The organism is Streptomyces mangrovi (assembly GCF_900114215.1).
GTDB classification, from domain to species: Bacteria; Actinomycetota; Actinomycetes; order Streptomycetales; family Streptomycetaceae; genus Streptomyces; species Streptomyces barkulensis.
Map to the genome: position 1 here is coordinate 1 of NZ_FOSG01000010.1, position 12,738 is coordinate 12,738.

General features: G+C 75.3%; 12 protein-coding genes. 6 read left to right on the forward strand and 6 right to left on the reverse strand.

Annotated features, from left to right (window positions below; genetic code table 11):
- The 3 genes from BM237_RS15515 to BM237_RS15525 form a co-directional block, all read left to right on the forward strand.
- On the forward strand, window positions 1–904 hold a 904-nt coding region (locus tag BM237_RS15515; protein WP_175541024.1), incomplete at its 5' end, for an Hsp70 family protein.
- Window positions 905–1,136: 232 nt separating this feature from the next.
- Window positions 1,137–3,347, forward strand: a complete 2,211-nt coding sequence (locus tag BM237_RS15520) for a SpoIIE family protein phosphatase (RefSeq protein WP_245793649.1) — start codon at window positions 1,137–1,139, stop codon at window positions 3,345–3,347.
- 152 nt (window positions 3,348–3,499) lie between these two features.
- Complete coding sequence (locus BM237_RS15525; RefSeq protein WP_093850258.1) at window positions 3,500–4,621, forward strand: NADH:flavin oxidoreductase; 1,122 nt, start codon at window positions 3,500–3,502, stop codon at window positions 4,619–4,621.
- 61 nt (window positions 4,622–4,682) lie between these two features.
- On the opposite strand, the gene BM237_RS15530 is transcribed toward BM237_RS15525, so the two are convergent.
- Both BM237_RS15530 and BM237_RS15535 read right to left on the reverse strand, forming a co-directional pair.
- The gene (locus BM237_RS15530) at window positions 4,683–5,057 is read right to left on the reverse strand and encodes a cupin domain-containing protein (protein WP_093850259.1); all 375 of its coding nucleotides are present in this window, start codon (window positions 5,055–5,057) and stop codon (window positions 4,683–4,685) included.
- 113 nt (window positions 5,058–5,170) lie between these two features.
- Window positions 5,171–5,878 (reverse strand): formylglycine-generating enzyme family protein, encoded by a 708-nt coding sequence (locus BM237_RS15535; RefSeq protein WP_093850260.1) that lies wholly within the window; start codon window positions 5,876–5,878, stop codon window positions 5,171–5,173.
- A gap of 245 nt (window positions 5,879–6,123) precedes the next feature.
- On the opposite strand from BM237_RS15535, the gene BM237_RS30440 reads away from it, so the two are divergent.
- The 3 genes from BM237_RS30440 to BM237_RS15550 all read left to right on the forward strand — a co-directional run bounded on the left by BM237_RS30440 (window position 6,124) and on the right by BM237_RS15550 (window position 8,152).
- Window positions 6,124–6,432, forward strand: coding sequence for a con-10 family general stress protein (locus BM237_RS30440; RefSeq protein ID WP_093850261.1), 309 nt, complete (start codon window positions 6,124–6,126; stop codon window positions 6,430–6,432).
- A gap of 242 nt (window positions 6,433–6,674) precedes the next feature.
- Window positions 6,675–6,932, forward strand: coding sequence for an acyl carrier protein (locus BM237_RS15545; protein WP_175541025.1), 258 nt, complete (start codon window positions 6,675–6,677; stop codon window positions 6,930–6,932).
- On the forward strand, window positions 6,929–8,152 hold the full coding sequence (locus tag BM237_RS15550; protein WP_093850432.1) for a beta-ketoacyl-[acyl-carrier-protein] synthase family protein: 1,224 nt from the start codon (window positions 6,929–6,931) through the stop codon (window positions 8,150–8,152). Before BM237_RS15545 ends, BM237_RS15550 begins: the two co-directional genes overlap by 4 nt.
- A gap of 75 nt (window positions 8,153–8,227) precedes the next feature.
- On the opposite strand, the gene BM237_RS15555 is transcribed toward BM237_RS15550, so the two are convergent.
- The 4 genes from BM237_RS15555 to BM237_RS15570 are packed head-to-tail and all read right to left on the reverse strand — an operon-like array spanning window position 8,228 to window position 12,475.
- A complete protein-coding gene (locus BM237_RS15555) occupies window positions 8,228–8,890 on the reverse strand; it encodes a sterol desaturase family protein (protein ID WP_093850263.1) in 663 nt (220 codons plus the stop codon).
- Window positions 8,887–9,921, reverse strand: a complete 1,035-nt coding sequence (locus BM237_RS15560) for an NAD-dependent epimerase/dehydratase family protein (protein WP_093850264.1) — start codon at window positions 9,919–9,921, stop codon at window positions 8,887–8,889. Before BM237_RS15560 ends, BM237_RS15555 begins: the two co-directional genes overlap by 4 nt.
- On the reverse strand, window positions 9,918–11,228 hold the full coding sequence (locus BM237_RS15565; protein ID WP_093850265.1) for a GNAT family protein: 1,311 nt from the start codon (window positions 11,226–11,228) through the stop codon (window positions 9,918–9,920). Before BM237_RS15565 ends, BM237_RS15560 begins: the two co-directional genes overlap by 4 nt.
- The gene (locus tag BM237_RS15570) at window positions 11,225–12,475 is read right to left on the reverse strand and encodes an aminotransferase class I/II-fold pyridoxal phosphate-dependent enzyme (protein WP_093850266.1); all 1,251 of its coding nucleotides are present in this window, start codon (window positions 12,473–12,475) and stop codon (window positions 11,225–11,227) included. Before BM237_RS15570 ends, BM237_RS15565 begins: the two co-directional genes overlap by 4 nt.
- Between the last annotated feature and the right edge of the window lie 263 nt (window positions 12,476–12,738).

A 12,738-nucleotide genomic window follows, 5' to 3' on the forward strand; every position in this document is an offset into this window, starting at 1 on the left:
CGGCAAGGAGGCGAACAAGGGCGTCAACCCCGACGAGGTGGTGGCCATCGGCGCCTCGCTGCAGGCCGGTGTCCTCAAGGGCGAGGTCAAGGACGTCCTGCTGCTGGACGTCACCCCGCTGTCCCTGGGCATCGAGACCAAGGGCGGCATCATGACCAAGCTGATCGAGCGCAACACCACGATCCCGACCAAGCGCTCGGAGATCTTCACCACCGCCGAGGACAACCAGCCCAGCGTGCAGATCCAGGTGTACCAGGGCGAGCGGGAGATCGCCGCGTACAACAAGAAGCTGGGCATGTTCGAGCTGACCGGGCTGCCGCCGGCGCCGCGCGGAGTGCCGCAGATCGAGGTCACCTTCGACATCGACGCCAACGGCATCATGCACGTCTCCGCCAAGGACCTGGGCACCGGCAAGGAGCAGCGGATGACCGTCACCGGCGGCTCGGCGCTGCCCAAGGACGACATCGAGCGGATGATGCGGGAGGCCGAGCAGTACGCGGAGGAGGACCACCGGCGGCGGGAGGCGGCCGAGACCCGCAACCAGGCCGAGCAGCTCGTCTACACCACCGAGAAGTTCCTGGCGGACAACGCCGACAAGGTGCCCGGTGATGTGAAGAGTGAGGTCGAGGCGTCGGTGGCGGACCTGAAGGAGAAGCTCAAGGGAGAGTCCGCCGAGGGCGACAGCACGGCGGCCATCCGCGAGGCCTCCGAGAAGGTCGCGGCCACCAGTCAGAAGCTGGGCCAGGCCCTGTACGCCGACGCCCAGGGCCGGCAGGCCGCGGGCGGCGCCGAGGCCGGCGCCGGAGCCGGTGCGGAAGATGCCAGGGCCGGCGGCGCGGACGAGGACGTGGTGGACGCCGAGATCCTCGACGAGGACCGGGACGACAGGGGCAGGGCCGCGTAGCAGCCGGTCCGCCCGAACGGGCGCGGGCGCGCGGCGCGGACGGCCGAGGGCCTTCGGCATTTGCTGGACTTACCGCACCTCGTGCCGGAGCATCGAAGTACCGCCCGTTCGAGGCGGCCGGGCCCGGGCCGGACCCGGCCCCGCGCCAGGAGCCGGCAGAGGCCGGCAGGGCCCGGCCGGGACGAGTGGGCCGGGGCTCACAGCGAAGTGGGGAACGCCGATGAAGGGACAGGTGACGCGGACGACCGCCGTACCGTTCGGGGCCGCCGCGGCGCCGGTGGGCGGGGCGCGTCCCGGCCCGCCCACCGCCGACGACACGCGCGGTCTGTTCCGCGCCTCCGACGCCGTCTTCGCCGAACTGTCGGGTCCGCGCCACGTCGTGGAGACGGCCAACCCCGCCTTCTTCCGGGCGCTGGGCCGCGAGGAGGCCACCGGCGTCCCCTTGTCCGAGCTGGCCCCCGAACTCGCCGAGCAGGGGATCATGGACCTGCTCGACGGTGTCTACCGCACCGGCCGCCCCTACACCGCCCAGGACGCCAGGGTCCTGCTGGGCCCGCCGGAGGCGATGAACGAGGCGTACTACGACTTCACCTACGAACCGCGCCGGGAGCCGGGCGGCCGGGTGGTGGGCGTCACCGCCCTGGGCGTGGACACCACCGCCGTCCGGCAGGCCCGGCAGCTCGCTGCCGAACAGCGCGTCCTGCTGGAGCAGATCGCCCTGGACGCGCCCATAGGGGACGTTCTGCGCGCCATGACCGCCGCCATCGAGGAGCTCGACCCCGGAGTCCTGGTCTCGGTGCTCCTCGCCGACGCCGACGGACGCCATCTGCGGCACGGCGCCGCGCCGAGCCTGCCGGACTTCTACAACCGCGCCATCGACGGCATCGCCACGGGCGAGGGCGTCGGCTCCTGCGGCACCGCGGCCCACCGCCGCGAGACGGTCGTCGTCGCCGACATCGCCACCCACCCGTACTGGGAGGAGTTCCGCGAGCCGGCCCTGCGGGCGGGGCTGGCCGCCTGCTGGTCCACCCCGATCACCGGGACGGACGGAGGGCTGCTGGGCACCTTCGCGATGTACCACCGGATCCCGCTCATGCCCCGCGAGGCCGACCTGGCCCTGGCCGCCGCCTTCGCCCGTACCGCCGCCCTGGCGGTGGAGCGCCACCAGACCAAGCAGGCCCGCGAGCGGGCCGAGGCCGAGGAGCGGGCCGCCCGGCAGGACCTCGCCTTCGTCCTGGAGGCCAGCACCCGCATCGGCCGCGACCTGGACTTCGACGACAGCCTGCGCCGGCTGGCCGAGCTGAGTGTCCCGGCGCTGGCGCCGATGAGCGCGGTGGACGTGCTCGACGGCGGACGGCTGAGAAGGGTCGCCGCGTTCGACGCCGGGGACCGCGGCGGGCGGTGGGCGCGGGAGGCCGGGCGGACCGCGCTCCGCCCGGACGGCGAGACGGTCGCCCGGGTGCTGGCCACCGGGGTGACGGAGGTCGCCCGCCGCTTCCCGCCGTCCCCGGGGCCCTGGCGGGAGCTGGGCGTCACCGGCTACGTGTGCGTACCGCTGAGCTGGCGAGGGGGCCCCTTCGCCGTGCTGACCCTGCTGTTCACCGGGGACCGCCCCCTCCAGGGGCGCACCGTGGCCCTCGCCGAGGAACTGGCCCGCCGCACCGCCGTCATCGCCCACAACGCGCGCCAGTACACCGAGCGCGTCGAGCTGGCCCGGGATCTCCAGGCCGGTCTGCTGCTGCCAGAGCCGCCCGCCGTCCCCGGGGCCGAGGTCGCCACCTGCTACCGGCCGGCCGGTGAGGGGCTGGACGTCGGAGGCGACTTCTACGACGTCTTCCCGCTGGGCGGCGGCCGCTGGGCCTTCATGATCGGTGACGTGTGCGGGCGCGGGGCGTCGGCCGCCACCGTCACCGGGCTGGTCCGCCACACCGTCCGCGCCGTCGCCCGGCTCGTCGACGATCCGGCCCGGACCGTCGCGGAGGTCAACACCGCCCTGCTGGAGGGCGTCCGGCACGGCAGCGCCTTCGTCACCCTCGTCTACGGCCGGATGACACCGGGCAAGGACGGGCTGGAGGTCGAACTCGTCCGGGCCGGCCACGTACCGCCCCTGGTGCGGCGCGGCGGCCGGCGGGTGGAGGAGATCACGGCCGGGGGCATGCTGCTGGGCATCGTCCCCGACCCGGCCGTCCGCACGGTACGGCTGACCCTGCGGCCGGAGGAGACCCTGTTCCTGGTCACCGACGGCTTCACCGAGGCCCGCTCGGCCGACGGCCGGTTCCTCGGCGAGGACGGCCTGGCCGCCGCCCTCGCCCGCGCCGGCCGCGACGACGGCGCGGGCGCCCGGGAACTCCTCGACGAGGTGGTCGCCTCCGTCGACCGGTTCTCGGACGACGCGGCCCCCAGCGAGGACGACAGCGCGGCGCTGGTCATAACCGCCCGCTGACCGCCCGCCCGCCACCCGTCGGCCGGACCCCGTCCGCGGATGTCCGAAAACCCCTCCCGGCCAAGGGAATCGACCGGGGGGCGGCATCGGTTGCACGGACCGTGCCGCGCCCCACCCGGACGCGGCCTTCCGACGACCGAAGGCGTATCCCCATGACCGACGACAGCCCGTCCGCGCGCGCCCGGAACACCCTCGGCCGCCCCTTCTCCCTGGGCGGCCTCACCCTCCGCAACCGCGTCGTGATGGCGCCGATGACCCGCCAGTTCTCGCCCGGTGGCGTCCCCGGCCCGGACGTGGCCGAGTACTACGCCCGCCGGGCCGCCGCCGAGGTGGGCCTGATCGTCACCGAGGGCACCTACGTCGACCACCCGTCGGCCGGCACCAGCGACCGGGTGCCCCGATTCCACGGCGAGGACGCGCTCGCGGGCTGGGAGAGGGTGGCCGACGCGGTCCACCGCGCGGGTGGGGCGGTCATGCCGCAGCTGTGGCACGTGGGCATGGTGCGCGACGCCGGGGCTCCGCCGTTCCCCGACGCCCCGCGCACGGGTCCCTCGGGCATCCCCCTGGAGGGCGACGGGACCGGGCACGCGATGACACACTCCGACATCGACGACGTGATCGCCGCGTTCGCGGCCGGAGCCGCCGCGGCCGAGGCCCGCGGCTTCGACGGCGTCGAGATCCACGGCGCCCACGGCTATCTGGTCGACCAGTTCCTGTGGTCGCACACCAACCGGCGCACCGACGCCTACGGCGGCGACCTCGCCTCCCGCGTCCGCTTCGCCGCGGAGATCGTGGCGGCCTGCCGCGAGGCCGTCTCCCCGCACTTCCCGATCAGCTTCCGCACCTCCCAGTGGAAGGCGGGCCACTACCGGGCCAGACTCGCCGAGACGCCCGAGGAGCTGGAGGCCGTCCTGACCCCGCTGGCCGAGGCGGGGGCGGATGTCTTCCACTGCTCCACGCGCCGCTACTGGCTGCCGGAGTTCGAGGGGTCCGACCTCAACCTGGCGGGCTGGGCGAAGAAGCTGACCGGCCGCCCCACCATCACCGTCGGTTCGGTCGGCCTGGACAACGAGTTCTTCGCCGCGTTCCAGGGAGCGGACGGGAACCTCACGGACATCGACGCCCTGCTGGAGAGGCTGGAGCGCGACGAGTTCGACCTCGTGGCGGTCGGCCGCTCCCTGCTCGGCGACCCGGAGTGGGCGGCGAAGGTGCTGGCCGGCCGCTTCGGTGACCTGAGTTCCTTCGACGCGGCCGGGCTCTCCGTGCTCCACTGAGGTCCGCGGGCGCGGGCCGGGCCAGGAGGGGGCCGGGCGGCGGCCGGGTGGTGTTCCGGCCTCACTCCTGCGTCGGCGGCAGCGCGTAGCCGGGGACGGAGGGCCAGCGGACCGTCAGCAGCGTCGAGTCCTCCTCGGCGACCCAGGAGTGGTCCACGCCCCGGCCCCACACGACATAGTCGCCCCGCTCGGCCAGGACGACGCCGCGGCCGGGGAACTCGACGCGGAAGCGGCCCTCGACCAGGATCTGGAAGGTGGTGCGCTCCTCGCCGCGCACCCACTGCCGCCGCCGCTCGCCGCGCGGGTGGACGCCCCACTTGATCTCCAGCGCCTCGCTGTGCCGGAGGTCGCCCGCGTCCTTGAAGTGGCCCAGCAGCCAGCCCCGGTCCAGCGCCGCGTCCGGCCCGGCGCTGCCCGTGTACACGTTGTCGTCCATGTGCTCGGACGCTAACACCCGCGCCGGGTGGCCCGGGTCTCCGCCGCTCCGCTACTCGAAAGAAAAGTGTGCCAAGCGGTTTGTAGTACCGCCCTGTCCGACCCGGGCCGACGTCAGCGAGGGAGGGAGCGGACGAGGCGGAAGCCCACGTCGTCGATCCGCAGGGTCGGGTGGCTGCGGCGGCGCACCGAGGCCCGGCAGCTCCAGGGCTCGTCGAACCACCCGCCGCCGCGCAGCACCCGGTAGGCACCGTAGACCTCGGGGTCGTAGCGGTCCCAGCACCACTCCCAGACGTTGCCGAGCATGTCGTACAGGCCCCAGTCGTTGGGCCGCCTGCCGCCCACGGCGCGGACGCGCTCGCCGGAGTTGCCGCGGTGCCAGGCGATCTCGTCCAGCGGGCCGTAGCGCGGGCCGGTCGTGCCCGCGCGGCAGGCGTACTCCCACTCGGCCTCGGTCGGCAGCCGGTACCCGTCGGCGCGCTCGTCCCATTCGACGCCCGTGCCGTCGCCGTACCCGCCGTCGCCGTCGCCGTCGTCCGGGGGGAGGCGGTAAGCGGGAGCCAGCCCCTCGTGCAGGGACAGGGTGTTGCAGAACCGGACCGCCTCCAGCCAGGAGACGCCCTCGACGGGCAGCCGGCCGCCGTGCGCGGCCTCGGGCGGCGAGCCGGTGACCTGCGCGTACCGGGCCCGGGTGACGGGAAGGGCCGCGATCCGGTAGGGCGCGAGGTCGACCGGCCAACTGCGTTGTGTGCGGCGGTCCGACAGCGTCACCCGCCCCGGCGGGACGGCGATCAGAGCGCCGTCCCCGGTGTCGGTGTCCATGGGCGGGCGAGCCTAGCAAGGTGCTTGGGGAGGGCCGGTGTTCCAACGGATGCCGCGCACCGGTTTCGGCCGTCGCTCACCACGGAACCCCGGATCCCGTGTGTCGCAGGGGAGTTGACGGCATGTGGGAGGCGGCAACCCTGAAAACGACCACATTTAACGTTGTTTGCGGTGATTACTCCCAGATGGGTCGGGCACCCGATGTTGCGAAGGGACCTGCAAGACAACGAGTGAAGGGAGCAGTCATGGCTGCGTCCAGCAACTCCAACAACCCCGGTAACTTCGCCAACGACCGTGAGAAGGCCTCCGAGGCCGGCCGCCAGGGTGGTCACGAGAGCGGTGGCAACTTCGCCAACGACCCGCAGCGTGCCGCGGAGGCGGGCCGCCAGGGTGGTCACGAGAGCGGCGGCAACTTCGCCAACGACCCGCAGCGTGCCGCGGAGGCGGGCCGCCAGGGTGGTCACGAGAGCGGCGGTAACTTCGCCAACGACCGTGAGAAGGCCTCCGAGGCCGGCCGCAAGGGCGGCCAGAACAGCGGCGGCGGGCAGCGGTAACTCCCGCCTCGCCCGAACCGCGCCCGCGGGCGCGGAAGCAACACCACGGCCCCGGTTCCTCCGGCGAAACGGAGGGGCCGGGGCCGAGTCCGTGTGCGGCGGGGCGCGGCTCGCTGCCTCGTACGGGTGAAATGCGCTTACCGGGCCGCTCCGTTCCCGGCCCGGCCGTGCCGAGCCACAAGGATGGGGCGCGGAAGGGGGCCGGTTCCGGCCGGTCCGAGTTGAGCGCGCGAGGAGGCCCGATGGGCAAGGCATACGGCGTCGTTGCGGACATCCTGGTCGGCAAGTTCCAGTTCACCGAGGGCGAGCTGTCACCCGGTGCCACGCTGGAGGAGATCGACCTGGACTCGTTGGGGCGGGTCGAGTTCGCCCTGACCCTGCGGGAGAGCACCGGTGTGCCGTTCGCGGACGACCAGATCACCCTGGACACCACGCTGGGGGAGATCGCCGACGCGGTCGAGGCCGCGTGGGGCGCGGGTACGGCGGCGGCTCCGCGGTGACCCGCCCCGACATCGCGGTGACCGGCCTGGGGGCGGTCACCCCGGCCGGAGCCGGGGTGGAGGAGACCTGGCACCGGGTCCGCGCCGCCGAGCCCACGGCCTCCCAGGACGGCGAACTGGCCGGTCTGCCGGTCGACTTCAGCTGCCGCGTCCCCGAGGTGGAGGTCGCCGACCGGAGGCGCCGGCGGCAGTTGTGGCGGCAGGACCGCTTCACCCGGATCGCGCTGGCGGCGGCCGACGAGGCGCTGCGGGACGCGCGGCTGGATCCGTCCTCCTGGGACGGGGCCCGGATGGGCACGGCCGTCGGGTGCAGTCTGGGCGGTGCCGGCACCTGGGAGGCGGAGTTCGGCCGGATGCGGCGGGAGGGTCCCGAGGCGGTGTCGCCGGTGGTCATCCCGAGGCTGCTGCCGAACATGGCGGCCGGCGAGGTCGCGCTCGCGCTGGGGGCGCGCGGCCCGAGCATGGCGGTCTCCACCGCCTGCGCCTCGGGGGCCAGCGCGCTGGCGGTGGCCCGCGACTGGCTGGCCGCCGGTCTGTGCGACGTCGTCCTGGCGGGCGGTACGGAGGCCGCGGTCACGCCCCTGGTGGTGGCCGGGTTCCAGCGGGCCGGGGCGCTGTCGTCGCGCACCGGCGATCCGGCGGCGGCCTCACGGCCGTTCGCGGCGGACAGCGACGGGTTCGTGATGGCCGAGGCCGCGGCCGTCCTGGTGCTGGAGCGGCTGGCGGACGCGCGGGCGCGTGGTGTGCGCCCGCGCGCCCTGCTGGCCGGCTGCGGCACCAGCACCGACGCGCTCCACCCCACCGCGCCGCACCCCGAGGGCCGGTTCGCGGAGCTGGCGGTGACCGCGGCGCTGGCGGACGCGGGCCTGGAGCCGCGGGACGTCGACCACGTCAACGCGCACGCCACCTCCACCCCGCTGGGTGACGCGGCCGAGGCGAGCATGATCGCCAGGGTCTTCGGGCACGGCCCGAGCGTGACGTCGGCCAAGGGCGTCCTGGGACACTCACTGGGCGCCGCGGGCGCGGTGGAGGCGGTGCTCACGGCCTTGAGCATCGAGCGGTCCGCCGTGCCGCCGACGGCCAACACCGACGCGCCCGCGCCGGAGTTCGACATCGATCTGGTGACCAAGGCGGTGCGCGAGCAGCGCGTCGGTGTGGCCGTCAGCAATTCCTTCGGGTTCGGCGGCCACAACGTGTCCGTGGTGCTCCGGGCCGTCTGAGCCGACCGGCTCCCGGTCCCCGTTCCGGCCCGCGTTCCGGGCCCGCGTCCGCCGCCGGGCGCGGGCCCGGTGTGCTCAGCGCGCCGCCCCGTCCGCCGCCGTGGGCTCCGGGGCGGTACCGAAGACGTGGTCCCAGTAGGGGCAGCTCACTCCGAAGCCGCGGCTGTCGTCCTGGAAGTGGTGGCGCAGGTGGTGCCTGCGCAGCCGGCGTCCGAGCGCGGTGGGCGGGCCGGGGCGGTGCAGGAGGAAGTGCAGCTCGTCGTAGAGGACGTATCCGGCGGTGAACCCTGCGGCCACCGCGTTGGCCGCGCCGCCGTCCAGGGCCAGGTGGAGGGCGGCGAAGGGGAGGCCGGTCAGCAGCAGGCTGGCCAGCGGCGGCATGACCAGGCGGCGCGGGTCGCCGGGGTGGTCGTGGTGGACGCCGTGCACCATCCAGTGCAGCCGCCTGCCGCGCGCGCCGCGCGGGGTCAGATGGAAGAGGGCCCGGTGCACCCAGTACTCCGTCAGCGTCCACAGCGCGTAGCCGAGCAGGACGTGGCCGGCCAGGGCCGCCCAGCCCAGGCGGGGCGCGGCCAGGGCGGCGAGCAGGACGGCCGGGGGGCCGTACAGGACGGCCGGCACGGCCGGGTGGACGCGGGTGAAGCGGTCCAGGAACGGGGAGCGGAACAGGGGCGGGGAGGCCCGCAGCCGTTCGGCCCGGCCGGTGCGGGGCCGGGTGGGGCGGGGCTGGGTCGTCAAGACGGGTTCCTCTCGGGCTCGGGCACGGGAGTGGGTGCGGGCACGGGCGTGGGTGCGGGGCGCAGGGCGTCGGCGAGGCCCGCGGGCCAGACGGCCGCGGGGGTGAAGCCGAGCTCGCGGGCGGCCCGTTCGTGGCCGCAGATCCAGGCGGGGCGGGCCAGTTCGCGGACCTTGTCGTGGCAGAGCACCGACGGCCGCCCCCTGATCCGCGCCGCCGCCTCGGCGCACCGGGCGGCGGCGTACGCCACCGGTAGGGGGAGTGGGACGGCGGCGGGCGGGCGGTGGCCGGTCACCGCCGCCACGGCCGCCGCGAGGTCCTGCCCGCGGTGCCCGGCGCCGTCGCCGGCGTGGTAGATCCCGCGGGAGCCCTCACCGGGGGCGACGGTCGCGCCGCGGTCGGCCGCGGCGAGCAGCAGACGGCACAGGTCGTCGACGTGGATCAGCGAGTAGCGGCGCGGTCCGAAGCCGCACAAGGGCAGCACACGGTGGCGCACGGCGGCGAGCAGCGCGGGCAGGAAGTCGGTGTCGCCGGGGCCGTAGACGATCGGCGGGCGCACGACGGTGCAGGGCAGGGCACCGGCCACGGCGCGCAGCGCCTCCTCGCCGGCGAGCTTGCTGCGGCCGTACGCCGACACCGGCGCGGGCGGATCGTCCTCGCGGCGCGGCCGGCCGGGCGGGGAGGGCCCGGCGGCGGCCAGGGAGGAGCAGTGGACCAGCCGGGGCGGGCGCGGCAGCGCGGCCAGGGCCTCGCACAGGCGGCGGGTGCCGACGGCGTTGACGGGGGCGTAGCCGTCCGGGCGGAGGGCCCTGACGGCGCCGGCCAGGTGGATCACGCGGTCGGCGCCCCAGGCGGCGGCCCGGTGCAGGCCGCGGCCGTCCGCGAGGTCCCCGTCCAGTCGCTCCACCGGTGCCGGGAGCCGGGCCCGGGCGGGGTCCCGTACCAGGGCGGCGACGGTGTGGCCCTCGTCCAGCAGCCGGCGCACCAGACGGGTGCCGACGAAGCCGGTGGCGCCGGTGACCAGGTATCTCACCGGCGGGCTCCGGGGACGTGCGGGGCGGCGGGCGCGGGTACGGCCGTGGGCAGGGGCGTGGACGAGGCCGGGGGCGAGACCGGGGCGGCGGGGCGCAGTCCGCTGCCGTCCGCGAGGTCGCGCCGGTAGAGGCGGTGCCTGCGGTGGAGGACGCCGCCGAAGGCCCGGGCGTAGCGGTTGGCGTCGCGGTTGTCCTCCAGCAGCCAGGAGAACTCGCTCTCGGTATAGCCCAGGCGGAAGGCCGACCGCTGGGCCTCGGCGAGCAGCGCGGCGGTCAGTCCGCGGGCGCGGTGGGCGGCCCGGACGCCGGTGAGGATCACCCGGGCCCGGTCGATGCGCCGCACGGCCCGGGCCGTGCGCAGCCATCCCAGAGGCCGCCCCAGGGATTGCCCCAGGGGTGTGTCGCGGACGGCGTGCAGCGCCTGGTTGACGTCGGGCAGCCAGAAGGTGAAGGCGACCGGTTCGCCGCGCACCTCGGCGAACCACACCAGCTCCGGCCGTACCAGCGGACGCAGCCGGTCCATCGCGTGGGAGAACTCGCGGCCGGTCATGGGTACGGAGGCGTAGTTGCCGGACCAGGCGTCTGTGTAGATGTCGCGGACGACCGCCAGGTCCGCCTCCCGTCGGCAGGGGTCCAGGTGCCGCAGCCGTACGTCCGGCGCGTCCGCCGCCCAGCGGGCCGCGCGGGCGGCGGCCCCGGGCGGCTCGCCGCCGGGCGGCACGGGGACGCGCCAGGACAGCAGGTCCTTGGCCTTGGCCAGCCCGCAGGCGGCGTACAGGGCGGGGTAGTAGGCGGGGTTGTACGGCATCATCACGGTGGGCGGGCCGTCGAAGCCCTCGACGAGGACTCCGCACTCGTCGTGGACGGAGAAGCCCAGCGGGCCGAGCATCGTCTCCAGGCCGCGTTCGCGCAGCCAGCCGGCGGCGGCGTCGAAGAGGGCGGAGGCCGCTTCGGGGTCGTCGGCGCACTCGAAGAGGCCGAACAGGCCGCCGCGCGCGTCGTGGAGGGCCTGGTAGCGGGAGTCGACGGCGGCGGCGATCCGTCCGACCGTCTTCCGGCCCCGGCGGGCGAGGAACAGTTGGGCCGTACCGACCTCGAAGAACGGGTTGCGCCGACGGTCGATCAGGGAGCGCTGATCGCTTCTGGCGGGCGGCACCCGGTACGGGTCGCCGCGGTGCAGGGCGCGGGGGAGGGCGGCGAAGGCGGCGGTGTCCGCGCGCCCGCGCACCGGACGGACGGTCAGGGGCGCGGAGGCGACGGGGGAGGCGCCCGCGGGGCGTGCGGGGAGCGCGGGGGAGGCGGTCACGCCACCACCGCCTCGGTGCGCCCCGGGCCGCCCGGCGCCGGCAGGAGCCGGCCCAGTCCGCGCCGTACCCGGGCGAAGGCGTCCAGGACGCGGGTGATGTGGTCGTCGGTGTGGATCGCCTGGGGGGTCACCCGGATCAGCGCCCGGTTGCGGGCCACGGCCGGCGCCACCACGGCGTTGGTGAACACCCCGGCGTCCAGCAGCTCCTGCCACACCCGCAGGCACAGCCGCGAGTCGCCCACGTACACCGGCACCACCGGGGTGGTCGAGTCGCCGGTGTCCCAGCCCAGCGACCGCAGCCCGGCGAGCAGCCGCCGGGCGTGGCCGAACACCCGTCGGCGGCGCTCGGGTTCGGACTCGATGATGTCCAGCGAGGCCAGGGCGGCGGCCGCCGAGGGCGGTGGCATCGCGGCCGAGAAGAGGACGGAGCGGGCGCTGTGGCGCAGGTGCTCGACGACGGAGGCGGGGCCGATCAGCATCCCGCCGACGGAGCCGAAGCACTTCGACAGCGTCCCGGTGACCAGATCCACCTCGCCGGTCAGCCCGAAGTGCTCGGTCACGCCGCGTCCGCCGGCGCCCAGCAGGCCGATGTCGTGGGCGCCGTCCACCACCAGCCGGGCGCCGTGGCGCCGGGCCAGCTCCACGATGCCCGGCAGCGGGCACAGGTCGCCCTCCATGGAGAACATGCCGTCGGTGACGATCAGACGACCGCGGCCGCGGCCGGGATCGGAGGCGGACTCGGAGGCGGACTCGGAGGCGGCCAGCAGACGGCCGAGGTGGCCGAGGTCGCGGTGGCGGTAGCGGTGGTGGGCGGCGCCGCCGAGCCGGACGGCGTCCACCAGCGAGGCGTGGTTGGACATGTCGGCGAAGACGGCGTCGCGCTCGTCCAGCAGGGCGGCGAGCGCGAGGTTGGCCTGGAAGCCGGTGGTGGTCACCAGCGCCGCCTCGCCACCGACGAACGCGGCCAGCCGGCCCTCCAGTTCCTCGTGGAGCGCGAGCGTGCCGTTGAGCACGCGCGAGCCGGAGCAGGAGACGCCGTAGCGGCGCAGTGCGCGGGCGGCGGCCTCGGTCACCCGGGGGTCGGCCGACAGCCCCAGATAGTCGTTGCACCCGGCCATGACCACCGTGCGGCCGTCGATTCCGACCTCCGCGCCCCGGGGGGAGAGAGGGCGGTAGTAGGGCCGGGAGGTGCTCTGCGCCGCCAGGCGGTGGAGAGCCGACCGTTCTTTGCCGAAGACATCCGCCATGCTGTTCCCCGAGGAGTTCGCGTCGAGAGGGTTGCGTCGGTTTTCCGATGGGTGTTCGTGTTCTTGTGCTACCGGAGTCCGGCGTCCGTGATTTCGCGGGAAACGGGTCCGAATTCCCTCCGGTGGGTCCGTGGACCGGGTTCGGCGCGGCGGCGGGCGGCTTCCGCGGTACTGTCCCGGCCGCGCTCTCACCGGTCCGGTCACCGGTCCGGTCGCTGCGCCGTCCGGGGCCGGACGGGCGTCGGTCCTTTTCTCGCCGGGCG

What these genes read in the sequence shown, in the direction of transcription:
- BM237_RS15530 (WP_093850259.1), bottom strand. Translation starts at nt 5,057, where the DNA reads ATGGACGACAACGTGTACACGGGCAGCGCCGGGCCGGACGCGGCGCTG.
- BM237_RS15525 (WP_093850258.1), top strand. Translation starts at nt 3,500, where the DNA reads ATGACCGACGACAGCCCGTCCGCGCGCGCCCGGAACACCCTCGGCCGC.
- BM237_RS30440 (WP_093850261.1), top strand. Translation starts at nt 6,124, where the DNA reads ATGGCTGCGTCCAGCAACTCCAACAACCCCGGTAACTTCGCCAACGAC.
- BM237_RS15545 (WP_175541025.1), top strand. Translation starts at nt 6,675, where the DNA reads ATGGGCAAGGCATACGGCGTCGTTGCGGACATCCTGGTCGGCAAGTTC.
- BM237_RS15570 (WP_093850266.1), bottom strand. Translation starts at nt 12,475, where the DNA reads ATGGCGGATGTCTTCGGCAAAGAACGGTCGGCTCTCCACCGCCTGGCG.
- BM237_RS15535 (WP_093850260.1), bottom strand. Translation starts at nt 5,878, where the DNA reads ATGGACACCGACACCGGGGACGGCGCTCTGATCGCCGTCCCGCCGGGG.